9 protein-coding genes are annotated in these 17679 nt (G+C 41.5%); 1 reads left to right on the plus strand and 8 read right to left on the minus strand.

Annotated elements, in window-relative coordinates; translation table 11 throughout:
- Positions 1-5: 5 nt before the first annotated feature.
- The 6 genes from M2419_RS26560 to M2419_RS26585 all read right to left on the minus strand — a co-directional run bounded on the left by M2419_RS26560 (position 6) and on the right by M2419_RS26585 (position 13185).
- A complete protein-coding gene (locus M2419_RS26560) occupies positions 6-3308 on the minus strand; it encodes a TonB-dependent receptor (protein ID WP_259256229.1) in 3303 nt (1100 codons plus the stop codon).
- Between the two features lie 180 nt (positions 3309-3488).
- Positions 3489-4661, minus strand: coding sequence for a FecR family protein (locus M2419_RS26565; RefSeq protein ID WP_159727559.1), 1173 nt, complete (start codon positions 4659-4661; stop codon positions 3489-3491).
- Between the two features lie 211 nt (positions 4662-4872).
- Positions 4873-5451 carry an RNA polymerase sigma factor gene (locus M2419_RS26570; RefSeq protein ID WP_120335201.1) on the minus strand — a complete coding sequence of 193 codons (579 nt, stop codon included), beginning with the start codon at positions 5449-5451 and terminating at the stop codon, positions 4873-4875.
- A gap of 143 nt (positions 5452-5594) precedes the next feature.
- Positions 5595-8378: a sugar-binding domain-containing protein gene (locus tag M2419_RS26575; RefSeq protein ID WP_259256239.1), complete on the minus strand. Its 2784-nt coding sequence runs from the start codon at positions 8376-8378 to the stop codon at positions 5595-5597.
- Between the two features lie 7 nt (positions 8379-8385).
- Positions 8386-11754: a DUF5107 domain-containing protein gene (locus M2419_RS26580; RefSeq protein WP_259256242.1), complete on the minus strand. Its 3369-nt coding sequence runs from the start codon at positions 11752-11754 to the stop codon at positions 8386-8388.
- A 54-nt stretch (positions 11755-11808) separates the two neighbouring features.
- Entirely contained in the window at positions 11809-13185 is a 1377-nt protein-coding gene (locus M2419_RS26585) for a sugar porter family MFS transporter (protein ID WP_153844492.1), read from the minus strand.
- A 129-nt stretch (positions 13186-13314) separates the two neighbouring features.
- On the opposite strand from M2419_RS26585, the gene M2419_RS26590 reads away from it, so the two are divergent.
- The gene (locus tag M2419_RS26590) at positions 13315-14208 is read left to right on the plus strand and encodes an AraC family transcriptional regulator (protein WP_153844493.1); all 894 of its coding nucleotides are present in this window, start codon (positions 13315-13317) and stop codon (positions 14206-14208) included.
- A 172-nt stretch (positions 14209-14380) separates the two neighbouring features.
- Here M2419_RS26590 and M2419_RS26595 read toward each other — a convergent pair whose 3' ends face one another.
- Positions 14381-15160, minus strand: coding sequence for an enoyl-CoA hydratase/isomerase family protein (locus M2419_RS26595; protein ID WP_153844494.1), 780 nt, complete (start codon positions 15158-15160; stop codon positions 14381-14383).
- A 5-nt stretch (positions 15161-15165) separates the two neighbouring features.
- On the minus strand, positions 15166-17658 hold the full coding sequence (locus M2419_RS26600; RefSeq protein ID WP_194932823.1) for a DUF5686 family protein: 2493 nt from the start codon (positions 17656-17658) through the stop codon (positions 15166-15168).
- Positions 17659-17679: the final 21 nt, after the last annotated feature.

Consider the following 17679-nt stretch of genomic DNA (forward strand, 5'->3'; position numbering starts at 1 on the left):
TTCGTTTAGAATATCACACTTAGACCAATATTAAATACGCGCATTTGCGGATAACCACTTCCCGAGACCGTTTCCAATTCTGGATCCCATAATTTGAATTTACTGAACGTAAAAACATTGACTCCTTGGGCATAAAAACGCATTGTTGACATTTTCCATTTTTCTATCCAACGTTTAGGTAGTGTATAACCAAACTCCAGATTTTTTAAACGGATAAAGCTCATATCGCGCTGCCACCATGTAGATGCCTGAGAATTATTGGCAATATTGAGAGACATACGCGGATAAATAGCGTCCGGGTTTGGGTTATCAGCGCTCCAACGATGATCTGCGACATCGGAATAAATTTGTCCTGCATTCCAGATATTGCCTGTCTGCCCATACAAGGGCCCTCCGGCAATAATTCGCGTAATCTCACCCACACCATGAAAAAATGCGGCAATATCAAATCCTCTCCAGGATACACTCGTTCCAAATCCATAGGTCAACTGTGGCATATCAGTATCACCTATAGCGACCTTGTCCTGCTCGGTTATCTGTCCATCTCCATTAATGTCTCGATACTTGAGATCTCCCGGGTGCGGACCATCTCCGTATTTCTGTACCGGACTGTGTGCTATTTCCTCTTCGGACTGGAATAAGCCCAGCGCTATCAAGCCCCGCTGCTGTCCCCAGCGTTGTCCGATATCCGATTGGTAAGCCCACACAGGAACAGGTTTATCATCAAATAACTTTTTATTACGATTATAGGTGATATTCCCACGAATCTGAAGGCCGAAATCTCCCTGATGGTGATTAAATTCCAATGATCCTTCTATACCCCTATTCTCCATTTGACCAATATTTACTAAAGGTTTCACATTTACCCCAACAACAGAAGGCACACTCTCCTGTGGGATATAAATCCCATCGCGCTTCTCAGCGAAATAATCCGTCTGAATGGTCAATTTATTAAATAGCGTCAATTCTAAACCAATATTTCGTTTCAATGCACTCTCCCAGGCTACCAATGGATTTCCGGGATAACCTGTGGCAATTCCAGTCAATGGTTTTTGCCCCCCTATACCAAATGAATATCCTCCACGGTCTTCCATCTCCGAGTTATAAGCAAACCGACGTTTTCCATCAATTTTATCGCTACCAATCTTACCGATGGATCCGCGGATCTTCAAGAAGCTAATCACGGGTAATAAGGACTCAAAGAATGGCTCATTACTTAGCACATAACCCATCGCCAAGGACGGAAAGAATCCAAAACGCTTCTTAGGGGCAAAGTTTTCTGAACCGTTATAACCAAAGTTGCCTTCGATAAAATAGCGATCCTTATACGAATAAGTCAGACGGGAAGCAATTCCGGTATTTCGATAAGGTAACGCAGCTATATAATTGTTCTCCGGAAAATTATTCGTGCGCTCACGCATAGAGAATAAAAATAGCCCCCCGAAACGATGCTTCTCCGCAAACAATCTGTCGTACATTAGTGAGCTTTCAAAGTTGATTGCCCGCTCGCCAGAATGCCAATCCTTTAATGTGAAATAATCGCTTCCAGCGCCATTATCTTTCAAAATCAAATTTCCATCAGTATCCCGGGCATTCGTCTTATCCACATAATAAGTGATAGGATTTTTACGTCTGTCCAAAGAAGTCGAATTTTTAGCATCCCAAGAGAATTTGACATTTGCTCTTAATCCAGGTGTGATCAACTCTGAGAAATCTTGCGTTACGCCAACCAGCGATTGCGCATTATTCCAAAAATCCTTTGAGTATCCTGTTGTATTCAGAAAATAATATGGACTCATTGTATAGGCACCATTAGAAAATTGCGTTGGAATTGCCACTGGTGTCGTATGCAAGATAGTCTCGTACATCGTTCCCAAATCTAGTCCCAGACGGTTCTTTGTTTCAAATTGATTGGAGAGATTTAGGTTTACCTCAGTTGAAGGAGAAAGCTTGATATCTACATTAGATCGGAAATTGATCCTGTCAAAGTTCACCGAAGGATCATAGTTTGATGTTTTACGAGGCTGAAAGATGCCATTCTCTTTCATGTAAGAACCCGACACATAATATTTGATAAAATCTCCACCTCCGGTCACATTCACATTCAAACGTTCATTCGACGTTCTTTTCTTAAATATTTCTTGCATCCAATCCACATTAGGATACACATCCGGATCCACTTTATTCACGTACTTATTTATTTCTTCCTGCGTTAATGGTACTTTACCAGAGGCTTCAAAGTTGATATCATTATAATAATCTAACCATTGCGTAGCATTGGCCAATTTCGGCAGTCGTGTCGGCTCCAACATCCCCCGTTCGACACGAGCATTAATTGTTGGTTTGGCACTTTTCTTTCCTCTTTTTGTTGTAATGATCACAATGCCATTCGCTCCCCTTACACCGTACACCGCTGTGGCTGTTGCATCTTTCAAAACTGAAAAAGACTCTACATCCTCAGGATCAACTAAATCCATCGGACGTTCGATACCATCGACTAAAATCAATGGGCTATTACTTCCAGCAAAACTACTGACCCCCCGTATCCAGAACGAAGTTGCGGAGCCCGGCTCTCCCGAGCCTTGCACCGTGACAACCCCCGCCATCTGTCCCGCCAATGAGCTACTAAGTTTTGCGACCGGGGTTTTCAATTGCTGTGGAGAAACACTACTAATTGCGCCCACCACACTGATTTTACGTTGTTTTCCATAAGCAACCACAACGGCTTCCTCCAAATCGCTTACAGCAGGCTCCAAAGTGACATTCAGCTGATTTGACGTACTAATATTACGCTCAGAAGACTGAAATCCTACCAGCGAAAACTGCAGCACCTTATGCTGATCTTCAATTTCCAAGGCAAATTGCCCCTGCGCATCGGTCTTCGTTCCAATATTTGTCCCCTTAACCGAAACAGTGACACTTTCCAATGGCATCCCCTTAACATCCGACACAACCCCTCTTATTTTACGTCGCTGCAAGATCACCGCGGTGCTGGGAGAAACTGGCAGAGAAGCCGCTTTGGCCATAATCAATACCGTGTTCAGATTCAATTCGTAGGTCAGATTTCTTTCCGATAGAAACTCTTGCAGGACCTCTTTAAAGTTTTTGTGATTTGCTTTAATGGTCACTCTTTTCTGTTTATTAATCAAACTGTTATTGTACAAAAACTCGTACCCCGTTTGTTTTTGAATCTCATCCAGGACGTCCACCAAACGTCCATTTTTTATATCCAATGTCACTTGTTGACCAAAGCTAGATGCATGAACATGCACCATGGAGATGATGAGGATTAGTATGCATACTTTCATCCTGATAAATGCTTTTACAAAGAATTTTTGTGTAAAAAAGCAACTTTTGCTATTCCTTTTATACATTTGTATAGGTTTGGTGTTAAATGGTTTATAACTCAATTAGGTTTATTTAATTGCTAAACTACGATCGGGAGTGTTGCGAGCACTTCCGATTACTTTTAGCTCAAGGTCTCATTATTACATAACAAGGACCCTCCCATCCTGAATTTTAAATTTATAATTGGATATTTTTTCCAGCTGCCGCAATAAATCCGAGAGCTTTTTGGTCCTCTTTATCATCCCCGTAAATTTATCGCTGGACGATGAATTCACCTTGACTTCCTTGATATCATACCATTCACCCACTTTTTGCAAGACAGTCTCAATATTATCTTCGGTAAAGCGAAAGAAGCCATCCCGCCATGCGAGAACCTCTTTTAAGTCGGCTTCCTGTACCACAATTTGTTTCGTATGCAGATTAGTCTGCGCCTGCATTCCTGGGGTTAAAATCTGCTGATTACGCCCTGCAGCTACAGCAACCTTACCTTTGATTAAAGTAGTCAGGATTTTAGTTTTACTGAGATCGGAGGCGATATTGAATTGCGTGCCCAACACTTTAATTTGGGTTTGTTTCGTCTGAACAATAAAAGGCTTGCTACTGTCATGAGTGACATCAAAATAGGCTTCACCATCCAAGGATACCGTTCGGATGTGATCATCAAAATGTGTCGGATAGGTCAAGCTAGCGCCCGAGTTTAGTTGAACTTGTGTGCCATCAATCAGCCTCACGGTTAATGCACTACCTTTTGGACTAAGGAAAGTTCTCATCTCAGACTTGCCTTTGCCATTATTTCTAATTTGATACACTACTGTACCATCTGTTGCTTTAACGATGCTCAGATCGTTTTTATCCAAGGTTTCAGGATGCTCTTCTGAAATTGAATATTGATCACCATTTGAAAGTTTAAGTATAGGCGCACCGTTTTCCGGCAAGGCGATTTCCCTTGGCGAGATGGCTTGTTGAGACGTTATTTCCTTCGCGTTTTGCTGGACCAGAAACAAAATTGAAAAACAAAAAACAACAATTGCAGCTGCAATCGCCCCCCATTTGATGTAGCGTAGCTTTGATTTTCTTTCATCTCCTATCTCTTCATGATGTTCCCCTATTCGACTTGAGATCTGATTTAAAACCTGATCCCTGTTAAACAGCTCCGAGCGTTCAGGAATTCTTTCGCCCATACGTTCAAAAAGATCGGAGAATTCAGCTTCTTCCAGCTGATCTAATTGATCGAGCATCTCTTTCAGTTCCGAACGAGAGATTGTATTTCTAAAATAATGGGTTAGCAAATAGCGTAGTCTTTCTTCTTGCATGGTCAAATTGGTTCGTACTTTCTAAGTATTGATTTTAGACAGTACACCGCAAAAACAGAAAAGGACTACACTGAAAAATATTTTTTTAAAAAATTTTAGATCAAGCCGAAATCACCTATGGCCATAATAATTTCTAAATAGATCTTAAGCCTTGCCATAAAAAATGTAAACAGGCACTTAATATAGATACATCAATAAATGAGATCCTTTTTCAGAAAAAATAAAAAAATAGGGATAATAGCGGATTTCGTCCAGAACGGACTTGTTTTAAATGTTTCGATGCTCTGGCAAGATGGTTTTTTACAGTGTTCTTAGAAAGATTTAGTTCCTCTGCAATTTGATTGTGAGGTATTCCTTCGATTCGGCTTAATGTAAAAACAAGTTTTTGTTGTTCAGGAAGTAGAGCAAGATAATTTTCTATTTCACCAGCAAGTTCCTTTCGTTCTATTAAACCGTCGGCGCTATCCGAATGATGTTCAATATGGTAATATAGAAGCTCAAAGGCCGAATGAGAACGTTTAATACTTCTTAGTTTATTGAAACACTCTCTTTTAGTCAATACATAGAGAAAGGGCCAGAGATCCACATCCTGTTTTATACTTTCTCTATTGGTCCACAGTTTCACGAAAACTTCCTGCACGACATCCTCGCTCCAGCCTGTATCTTTCAACAGGTGGAAAGATACATCGAAAATGCGGTCTGCATATCGTTCGTAAAGTTTTGGTAAAACAGCCTGCTTTCCTATAGAGAGCGCCTGGATCAAATTGGCTTCATCGTTTTCTTTTCTCATAACTAAAGCGCCCAATCTTCAGTTTATTGGTCTTTGTGCTTTTCACAGGTAACAATTAGATTACAAGGCCAAGTTAACAATTATTTCAACATCTTTATTTTAAAAAATCAAGCATATTAAATTTTTCCAAAGCGATCTTCTAACTAATAGATCGCTTTGGGTTCGGATTTTTCTTGCGCTTCTTTGTAGCGCAATACCTGCGATAGAATTGCTGGATTTTCGATCACTTTAGGCCTAAACTTTGTACTGTTCATATACGTTAAGATGGAGCTCAACAGCTGTCTTGCAACGGGCCTATTGGTTAGATCCGCCTCCAGATCAAACGTAGCGATCATCAGCTTGCCTGATCCTACCGTTCCTTCAAAAAGAGATGCTAATCTTCTATTATTGGCAAAGTTATCAATGAGCTCTACAACTGCATTTCCGCCTTTGACCTGATCCGTAATCATCGTAGTCGATTTAATTTGGAGATCCCACCATTGCCAATCCGTATGATTATCTGTCGGGAAATCGGCAAATACAGGGTGTTTAGGGTCACAAAGCAAGCCCATTGTACCTGCCTGTTTTGGAAAATGTACCGGGCTCCAAAAAACAGGAACGAACTTCCCTTCAATACCGTTTATTTTCTTCCAATCGGGATTTAAAAGTACCTTTTTCCCTTCTTTCAGCAAGTGCATTGCTTCCTCCAATTCGCGCGTATAGCTAACTTCCCCAAAATCAACGGCTACCTTTTGAGGATACACCCAAATATTCCAATGATTTTCGTATGAAGTACCCTCAAGTTTAAGTTGAATCGTCAATTTCTTCGCCTGTCCAATTGTTTGTAATGGTATTTCTACATGCCCCACATTGCCTTGATGTCCCTTTCCAATGGTTGACTGAAAATGTCCTTGTGCGACTATTTTTCCCGCATCTTTCAGGAACCAACTAATCCCCTGATTCTTCAAAATCTCCTGTCCATAATTACTCACATCTATAGAAGCTTCGAACGTTTCATCGTTGGTATATACCGCTTTCGCAAACTGGAGTAAAGGCACTACTGGAGCGCTAAATTGTCGAAATTCGGCCGCTGAGAGAATATGTTTGCTGTCCCAAAAAGCATCTAATAAGCCCACCAACGCCGTTCCTTGACCAGGGAAATCGTGAAGATCAAGGAGCTGATAACCGCTGATACCCGGTGTCTTCAACGCTCTTTCCATCTCCTCTTTGTACAGAATAGCTGCCAATTTCCCCGAGGACATCGTATATGCACTGGCCTTATGTAATAATCCTTTTTGTTTTAGATCTTCTGCAACAGAAATGAAGTTTAATGGTTTTAAAACACCTTTATATTTTTTGATTTCGGCGAGATTGGGATAGACAGCATATTGTCCAATTTCGTGCGTCACGACCGGAATCGAAATTCCTTCCAAAGAATTGCTGTAGTTTTTATTGAATGTAGGTACTTCGCTATTAAATACACCTTGTCCCCGCACCCAGCCCTTGGCTGTCCACTGGGTAATCAGATAATCATCATAGGGTTCTTCCTTCACACCATGCCCTTGCTGGAATGTAAAAGAAGTTGCCGTATAAAGATGCCGTTTGTCTTTTTCCTTTACGTATTTTACCAGATCATTCAGCGCATTGAAATCACCACTCAACTCATTACCCATACTCCAAAAACAAAAGGACGGATGATTTCCATAAGTCTGCATTATTCGATCGGCCTCTTCATAGAGAAAATTCATCACTCCCTCATCTTTACCAAGATTATTCTCCCAGATTGGCAACTCAATTTGAAGATAGAATCCCAATTCGTCGGCAACAGCAAAGGCCGCCTCAGGAGGACACCATGAATGAAACCTCAGATGATTTAACCCCCATTCGCGTGCTGTCACAAAGACTTTTCTCCAACCGGCCTTATCCATCGGCGGATGTCCCGTTAACGGGAAGATACTGCACTCCAATGTTCCCCTCAAAAATAAAGGCTCACCATTGACTTTTAGCATGGTCCCATCCGTAGAGAGCTCACGCATACCTATTGAGGTACTCAATGTTGATACGGCATCTGCGGTTTTCAATTCCAGACTGATGTCGTACAAATGCGGCGAAAATTCGCTCCAAAGTTTCAGTTTGTCACCAAGAAGGTAGTTTAGGTTGATCGCTGAATCCCTTGGCGACAGCTGAATGGTTCTTTCAACTGGTGGTAGGGAACCCATTTTGTCTTTTACCTTTATTTTCAGTTTACCGACAACGGCCTTTGCAAGTTTATTACGGAGATTGATCTGCAGATTGATTTCCTTTTTCGCTAGATTAGGGCTCGCATACACAGACTTCAGACGCACCGCATCGTAGGCCTGAATAGCAATCTTTCCAAGAATGCCATTCCAAATAATTTGGGTGTGATCGGTATAAGCATGCGCCATATCATCAACGCTGATCGGGAGCTTCTTCCTGTTATCTACGCGGATTGTCAACCGATGCTTCTTTCCTGTTTTCAGTAGTGAACTCAAGTCAAACTCATGCGGACTGACAAGGCTACGTTGCTTTTGTACTACTGCTATCCCGTCGATCCAAACCATAGACTCCCAAAGAACACGCTCGAGGGTTAAGATCATCTCCTTACCTGCCCAACCAGCCGGAATTGAAACCTCCCGTGTATACCATGCTGCCCCCACATAACGATGTGCTCGCGTAAGATGCGAAAGCTGAGGTTTGGCAAGAGCAGGTGTCAACGTATTTACGGTTCCTAAACCCGCATCATCTGTTGTTCCTGGTAATTTAATCGATGTTTCGAACGATTTACCAGCCCAACCATGCTCGATACCGACATCTTCGGGATCAAGCCGAACTTTCCACTCGCCTGCAAGATCAAGACGATTTACTCCATCTGCCCAGACCGTATAACTTTGAAATAGAACGACGAATACAATGATATAGCGATACATACTGAAATTAATTCTTTAAAGAAGTTTCACCTAAGAAAGAATATATAATAGCCTGGCTCCCTTGGTGATTGGGATCCAACTGCTGCACTTGTGCCAAATAATCCATTGCCAAAGTACGATCTCCATTCCCCAAATACCCCAATCCCATGACATACAGACAATGTATCATATTCTTATGATCCAGATCTTCCTCCCAAATATCCATATCAGGCAAGGAAACTGCAAAGTAATCTATTTTAAAGGTCTTGTCAATAAATAACTTTCCATGATCTATTAAACATTGAAAACGTTGTTCAGCTCGCACCGGATCACCAAGCTCATGCCAGGCTAAACCTTGATAAAATATCTTATCTGGTTGTGGATCATTATAGAAAAGGGCCTGCTGGGGTTCATCAGCACCTTCTGTTGCTTTATAGAAATAAACCTTAGCTTCTTCGTCCATACCCAATAAACGATGGACAAGTCCCTTATAATAGTGAATATCGTTTTCTTCCATTGTAATCAGCTTACCTTCACCAAGGTTATGTGGATAATAATCAATCGCCTTTAGTAAGGAAAGCGCCTGCTGCAGTTCATTTTGCAGTATCGATTTTTTGGCCAATTCCAGCTGACATATGGTGTATTGACGAGAGACCTTACCTTCTCCTCCTTCCCAGGGCTTAAACTGCCGGGAAGCAAGCAACGTTTTCGCGCTCTCGTATTCGCCCAAGAGATTAAACAGGGTGATGCGCTCCAAGAATAGATCATCCCTAAGCTTCACCAAATCCGGATATCGATCGAGTAACGCCAACCTTTCTTTGTAAGAGCGTCCCTCCTTCTTGTAGAGCTGATGGAGCTCCATGAGTAAACGTGCATCAGTTTCATCCAATGAAAATGCGCTCTCCAATAGGGGTACAGCTTCTTTCTTCTTGTCTATCCGATTATAATAAGCTAGGGCCAAATTACGATAAACGGTAGGAAACTGTCCATCCAGTTGGATCGCATGCTCCCAACAGTCAACAGCATCCTGATGCTGTCTTTTACCATACCAAAGATTGCCCAAATAATACGAGGCCTTTGCGTCAGCACTATTTAAAACTATGGCATGTCGGAGAATTGCAATCTCTTCCAAACGATTTGGAAAACAATAAGTCGGATCCATAACGACGGCTTGGTCACAATAAGTTTTTGCCTTGTCATGCAAGCCCAAATGAGTTGCGAAATAACCTAGTGTATAATATACCATTGGGTAAACTAAGGTTACGTCGTCAATGGTTTTTTCAAGGAGTAAAGATGCTTCTTCATACAGACCGGCATGAGCAAAATCCAATGCATACTCTATCACACTATGAATATTAACGCGCGCTAAATCGAGAATAGGAGAAAATATCGATTCTTCTTGTGTTAACAGGTACCATTCGAATCGACAGCCCATATTAAACGGATCCAATTCCATTGATTCTTGAATACATGCTAAAGCGGCATCTTTTGCTCCGAGTTTTCTTAAAATAGAGGCCTTCAGCTGTCTTCCTTTATGGTGATACCAGTTTCTGCTCAATGAGTGATCTATTTTTTCCAAAGCAGCTTTCCAATCGCCTCTCTTCGCATCAATTTGTGCCAAACCAAAATAGCCAGAATCCTTCCATGCGGCATTCCATGTTGCTTTGTAGAAAGCTGCATAAGCTCCATTCAGATCCCCAGATAATTGCAGAACTACACCAAGGTTGTAATAAGGTTCTCCATCATAAGGATTGGGATTACGCTCGGTAGCGCGAGCGATCGCGGTCTCAAAATAAGGAATGGACTCCTCTATCTTACCGTTCCGCAACAAAAAAGCGCCCATTGCATTATTACATCTGATGTCGTTCGGTTCACGTCGCAGAGCCTCCTTATAATAATCCAATGGATTATAAGTTGCATGTCGGTACTGCTCCAGATGCTGTCCTGTCAAAAACAATTCTTCGATAGAACAAATGTCTTCAGGCAGCAATGCTGCCTGTGCTGGTTTGGGTATATCTTCGGCATCCTTCAGCTGTTCTTGCTGGTAGACCAATATTTCATGGTTATTTTTATCATACACAGTCAATATGAGTTCGGTTGGTACACTGTCCAATCCAGCAACACTTTGGGTATAAATATTCCGAGGAGAACAAGTCACTTGTTCGTCCAAATAGATTGTACCGGCCGTATTACGTAACAAAACACGTATACTTTCATACGTCCCTGTTGTATACAGGACAATGTGAGCAGTCTGCTCCCTAACCTCCATATTGAGCACCGCATCTTTTGTTGCATTTTTCACCTGTCCGACTTCTGCGTAAGGCATAAAATACTGCGACCAGGATTTCACTTCGTAGGGTTGTAACCAAGCAAAATCAGGCTGATTATCTGTATATACACCAGCCATCAATTCAATATATGGTCCATTTTCATCTGTCAGGTTTCTATCCCAAGCGACACCAAAGTCACCATTTCCCCAGGTCCACTGTTTTTTCCCCGGTGAAATGTGATGGTCGGCCACATGTAACATCCCCGCATTGGTAGCACCGGCCTCATAGCCGCCAACGAAGTTGTATTTCGATTGAATGGCCATATAGGATGTCGGAACAGGAATATTCCTGTATTGCGCAATATCAACACCTGCCGAGTAATCGTACTTGTAATAGGTCCCCGTAGCAATCGGGAAAGAAGAAACCTCTCGCTTTCCATGATCAAAAACGGCATTGACATCGGGAGGGAACACGGAATAATAGTCGTCATTCACAACAACAGCCGGATTGGCCCACCACAGAAAAGTTTGTGGCAATGCTGTCCGATTATACACCTGAACCTTGATTTCCAGATACGCTTTGTCGGGATGCAAAGTAAATCCCTGCATGGCCTTCATCCGAAACATACGCTCGATTTCGTTGCACCAAACCGTAATACTTCCATCGCTGTTGTGTTCGATTAAATGCTCTGTTGGCATAAAAGTAGTCGGTCGATGATGCTGGGGCCAATTAAATTCAATCCCTCCGGAAATCCAAGGACCAGTGAGCCCAACCAAAGCGGGCTTGATAACTTCATTATAGTAAACGAAATGTCGTTCTCTAACTTTATCATAAGCCATATGAACCCGTCCACCTAAAGCTGGAAGAATCATCACCTTGATATATTCATTTTCAAGAAATAGCGCTTGATATATCTTGTTTCGCTTCTGATCGCTAATTTTCTCTATTATCGGATAAGGATATACTACCCCTGAGCTACCTTGGTATACGCGCTTTTCGGCAAATATGGGATTCTTCTCCATCGTCCCAATCTCGTATGTTGGAATTGCAACCTGCTCCTCCCATGCTTTTACGATCCCTTTCTGGTCAACTGTTGATTTTATGAGGTAACGAGTCAATTCTGTCATTTTCTTAATACGCTAATAGGTTTATATAGGTCGAGTTGATTATCCTGGTGCCAATTATCCTTCCAGTTCTTGTTCAATTTCTTCTAAGCTTTTTCCTTTGGTCTCTTTCAGTCGGCTCCACAGAAACAGATAGCCAATAAAACAGACTCCACCATACAGCCAGAATGTACCAGCTGCGCCCAGATTTTGATTCAGTAAAGGAAAAGTATAAGTGAGCACAAAACATGCAATCCATAATAACGATGTCGCAATCGCCATGGCCTGCGCCCTTACAGCGGTAGGGAATATTTCGGCGATGATTACCCAAGTAACAGGTGCCAAGGTCATTGCATACACCGCAATTCCGGCTAACACAAGCAGAAGCACGAAAATTCCACTGCAATTGAAATAATAACAAGCTCCTAAGGCAATATAAATCACAAAAAGCCCTGCCGATCCGAAGAGCATCAATGCACGACGACCAATTCGATCGACCAGATACATGCCGATGAATGTAAAAATTACATTGATCACTCCAGTGATAATAATATTGAAAAGCATCCCCGAAACTGTATATCCAGCAGCCGTAAAAATTTCTTGGGCGTAATTAAAAATAACATTAATCCCACACCACTGCTGAAAGACCGCAATAAAACTCCCTAGCAACAACAAGCGCAGCAACTTGCCCTGAAATAAATTTCTTTTTCGAGCTTTACCCTGACTTAGCTCAGCCGCCTCGGCAATAGATCGTATATTTTCTGCTGCATATTCATCTCCACCCATGCGTAAAAACACGCGCTTTGCCTGTTCGTGCTTCCCTTTCGAATACAACCAACGGGGACTTTCGGGAATCAGGAAAAGTAATACCAAAAAAAAGACCGCTGGGATCGCACCTGCCCAAAACATCCACCTCCAACCCTCTTGCCCATTCCAGGTTTCTAGAATAGATTCTCCAGCTAAAACCGGCTTAGCAATGAGCCAATTAACCACCTGTGCTGTAAGTATGCCCAGTACAATGGTTAATTGATTGACTGATACAAATTTTCCCCGACTTTCTGCAGGGGCGATTTCCGCGATATACATCGGAGCCAAATTGGAGGCTACACCAATACCTATCCCGCCCAAAATCCGATAAATAATAAAGGTGTCAAGTTCGGACGCCATGCCGGTTCCCAATGCAGAAATTATAAATAAAATTGCAGCTGTATAAATCAGTGGTTTTCTACCAAAGCGATCTGCCAATCCCCCCGAGAGCAGTACACCAACAAAGCTTCCCACAATCGCCGAAGACATGGCCCATCCTTGCAATGCAGGATCGGATTCCAAATGAAAATAAGCCTCATAAAATGGTTTCGCACCTCCAATAACTACCCAATCATATCCAAATAGAAATCCACCAATAGCAGCCACAAAAGTGATCAATAGCAGATAGGTCGTCGCAGTCTTTTGCATAAGAGTTTACATATTTAGATTTACTTAGGTAAAAGTAATGGATTACTTGGGGAGAATCATGTAAGTGAACACGATAAACATGTAAAATATTACTATTTTTATAAGGATAACCAAAAACAAGCTCGATTTATGAAACAAAACCAAGATGTCATCGCTGAAGGATTCAAAGGAGAAAAGGCGATTGTCCTTCCCTATGCCGTCTGCAATTACCTGGCAGACAATAGCATTACATCAAAATTACACATCACACATATCGGCTATTATCCCAATGCAAAAAAACACTACCGTGATCGTCAAGAAGGATGTAAGGAATATATTCTGATTTATTGCGAAGAAGGAAGTGGTTGGATAAAACAGGATGAAACAACGCACAACCTTAAAAGAAACGATGTATTTATAATACCGAGAGATAGTGCACATTGCTATGGAGCAAAATCAAATGATCCCTGGAGCATCTATTGGATTCATTTCATCGGGACAGATGCGGCTCTTTTTAAACATATCATGGGCGAAGTGATTCATATAGATGACGCGGATTCAAACAAACATGCCAACCGCATCCAACTCTTCGAAAGCATCTACAAAAACCTCGAAATGGGATACAGTCCAGAAAATTTGGAGTATACGAGTTTTTGCTTCCAATATTTTTTAGCTTCCATTCAATATCAGGCACAGTTTAGAGAAAGTAACCGAATTCAAGTAGACAATATTATACAGGACATCATCATATTTATGAAAGACAACCTGGAGAACGATATCAATCTGGATGATATTTCAGCACATTTCAGCTACTCCAAATCACATCTTATAAACTTGTTCAAGCAGAAAACGTCTTACCCACCCATGGTATATTACAATCAACTCCGTATGCAAAGAGCTTGCTCTTACCTACAATTTACACTACTTAAGATTAAAGAAATCGCATTCAAACTCCACTTTTATGATCCCTTTCATTTTTCAAAAGCGTTTACACGAGAAATGAAAATGTCGCCACAAGAATATCGCAAAAAATATCAAAAATAAAGTCGGTTAAACCCTTCGGATTCATATGCCATCTAGACCAGTCACCTCTAAACGATTGGTTATAAACGATTAGCTCTCCATTCGAACATCTTTTCTTGGCTATCTCTCACTCTTCATCGACACTCAAACCTGCCAATACACAAGGTATAGCGTTTAGCGAAGTATTGCGGCATTATTCAAAATTGGGTGTCCTTTTCCCTAAAAATGCTGAAACACCTTCTTTGAAATCTTCTGTCCCGAACAAATGTCCGAAGGCATCCATTTCCAACTTATTTCCGTTTTGTTGTCTATCCTCAGCAGCATTAATAGCTGCAATAGCATTTGCCACTGCAACGCGCGAGCGCGTAAATATCTTTTGGAGTATTTCCTCCGCTCGGGCAATTAGTTTATCCTGTGCGATCACCTCATTGACCAGTCCTAGTTCATAAGCTCGCTGCGCATCAATCATATCGCCCGTTAAAATCATTTGCATAGCCTGCCCTTTTCCGATCAATTTGGGCAAACGCTGCGTACCTCCGTAACCCGGAATCAGGCCTAAAGAAACCTCCGGAAGTCCCATTTTGGCATTTTCAGAAGCTATACGGATATGGCAAGCTAAAGCCATCTCCAGCCCTCCGCCTAAAGCATATCCATTTATAGCAGCAATAACTGGCTTAGGAGAACCTTCGATAAGATCCGTAAAGATAATATGCCCTCTTTCACTAAGCCATCGCGCCTGAATCACAGACAAATCCATAAATTCCTTGATATCCGCGCCCGCGGCAAATGCTTTATGTCCGGCGCCAGTCAGGATAATACCCCTTACATGATCATCGGAATTGAAATGTTTGAAGATATCTTGCAATTCATCAAGCGTTTCCTGATTTAAGGCATTCAGTTGCGGCTCGCGATTAATGATGACATAGCCAATACTATCTTTAATGGCATACTTTAAATTTGAATATTGAACCATAATTGCTAAAAATTAAAATGTAAGGATGCCGTAAAAGTATCAGAAGGAACTCCTTCTCCGCCTTTATAGCTTAATCTCTTTTTATACTCTAATCTAATCAATTTAAAGATATTATCCACCCCCACAAGTCCTTCTACATAAGGTTTATTTCGCACTGCTTTTGTTTGAATAATACCATCCTTGTCCGCTTCAAACTGAATATTTTCGGGCGTAACAAAGGGATTGTTGGCATCGCTTAACTTTCCATAAAACGCCTTGAATCCTGTTACTTCACGCCACTTTAACCGTCTGAACAAAGGAATTCTATTAAAAAAGAAACCATTCCAATTGTGGTAATAAGTCAATTTCAAAAACTGGTCTGAAACAAATTCCGAGGTAGCCATCAAGTCAAAATTCACCAACGGGCCCTGCTTATCTTTAGTGACTTCTGGAAGTTCCAGTAAGGTATAAGGCAGGTGTTTCCCCCAAATTCTCCCGCCTGAGAATTCAAAATCAGCCTGTCCTGCTGGCGATAAGAACAATCGTTTGAACACACTGAACCGCAACGCATCATAACTATAATCTGCCCCCCAAAATCCTTTCAGGCCTTTATTATATTGCAGGGTAAAAATGGGATATTTATTTTCTACTGTTCCCCTGTCGAGATTATGATAAGTAAATTCTTCATTCGGAGCCCAACGCAAAATTAGCTGTAGATCATTTGTATTTACTTGGCGGATTGTATCCGGTAAAGGTAGACTATTGATATAAAACAAATCACCGCGAGGTTGTCTGCGGGTATGTGTAAATGCCGTTCCTACACTAATATGGTTCCCAAATTCGATCAGATGATCGATACGATAGATATCATTAAACTGCCATTTATTCGGTCTGTTTTTCCCAAAAGAACGGAAGAAACCATCTCCTTTTAAAAAACCCAAACCTCGCCCCGGTTCCATAACGTCGTGCTGTACGGTAAAGCGCAAATAATTTGCCGGAAACTGAACAATACGTTCTCCATTTAAAGTAAATGCCGTACTCAAGTAGTATTTTAGCGCTTTGTCTTTATCGCCATAGGCTGTGTATCCTTCAATGTAGGCCTTTTCCGAAAACAACCGTGTTGTTCGACCACTCATCCTAAAACGATTCCCTTCGTAATTATTACGGCTATAAAGATATTCCAGAGGACCAAACTCAACTTTCCCGGCATTATAATACCCCTTTGCCAATAAATAGCCCAATGCTACTAACTGATTAAAAGAACGCATATTCTGTACCGAATCAACTTTTTGATATGCCCCTAATTCAGCATGGCTTAATGGGCTTGGTCTGACCCCTCCTATGGGTACATGCGGTGCGGACTGGAGGAGATACCTTTTTTCAACAGGTACACCCGCAAAATTCTCATTCGAAATAGAATCGGTGCGATGTCCTAAGTATTGGGTTTCCCTGCGCCCATACAATACATCCGACTTGCTCCCGCCAAATAACATTTTCAGGTCTGCATGAACGGGAAGCATGCTACCGTTTTTAAATTCGCTATAGCTGAGATCTATCTGCACGTCATTTATCCAATTGATATTTGCAGTACGTCCGATATTCAATGTCGCGCGATGAACGGCATACCTTGTATCATCTGAGATTAGTAGATCACCATAGAAGAGCAGATCAATTTCCGATTTACCTTCAAAATGGAGCTCAATATAATCCTTCCCCTCTATCTTAATCGTATCTTGAATTTTGTATTTATAAAATGCCGTGGCACCGGCTGCAATAGGGCTTAAGACCCCTTTGTTTGTGATCTGAATTGTATTATCATAGAGATCAACATCACGGAGTATCGTCTGAAACCGTGTCTGCCAATTATCATTGTTAAAAAAACGTGGATTTAATTCGGTCTGATTGTGGCTAATGACAATCTTCTTACTCCGATCTGGATTATGGGACGAATAGATATTAGCATAGTTTTCTTCCAAATAAAAGGGTGCTATGGTCTGCCCCCGAAAAGCTGTAGAATCGACATTTTCAAAGAGGAATCGGAATGGTTTCGGAAATTTTTTCGCTTTATCCTCAGGATTGACAAAACCAAATTGCGTCTTCTCGTATTCGTCAAAACGAATTTCAGGTATTCGGGTATAATGATTTTGTGGTCGATGCGCTATCACCTGTTCGATCAGTGCAATAGCTGGATCTTTAGGCTTTTTGTTTTTTCGATTGACCACGACCTCCTCTAATGTATTATTCGAGGCAATTAAATGCACCGTCAGCATAGAATCTTGTAAACGACGAACATCCACCGTCCGCCGCTCATACCCCACTGCTCCAAATACAAGTTGTCTGTATTTCTTGATATCTAGAATCTTAAAATACCCAAGGGTATCACTACTACCACCACTATCTTCCCCAAGCCAGTTGATTGAAACCCTTGAAATGCCCTTGCCTGTTTGTGCATCAACAACCTTTCCACGAATAAAGTCCTGTGCAATTACTTGTCCGCAGATAACGAAGAAAAGTAACACACATAAAACATGAATCGAAAA

Source organism: Sphingobacterium sp. BIGb0116 (assembly GCF_024808035.1).
Taxonomy (GTDB): domain Bacteria; phylum Bacteroidota; class Bacteroidia; order Sphingobacteriales; family Sphingobacteriaceae; genus Sphingobacterium; species Sphingobacterium paramultivorum.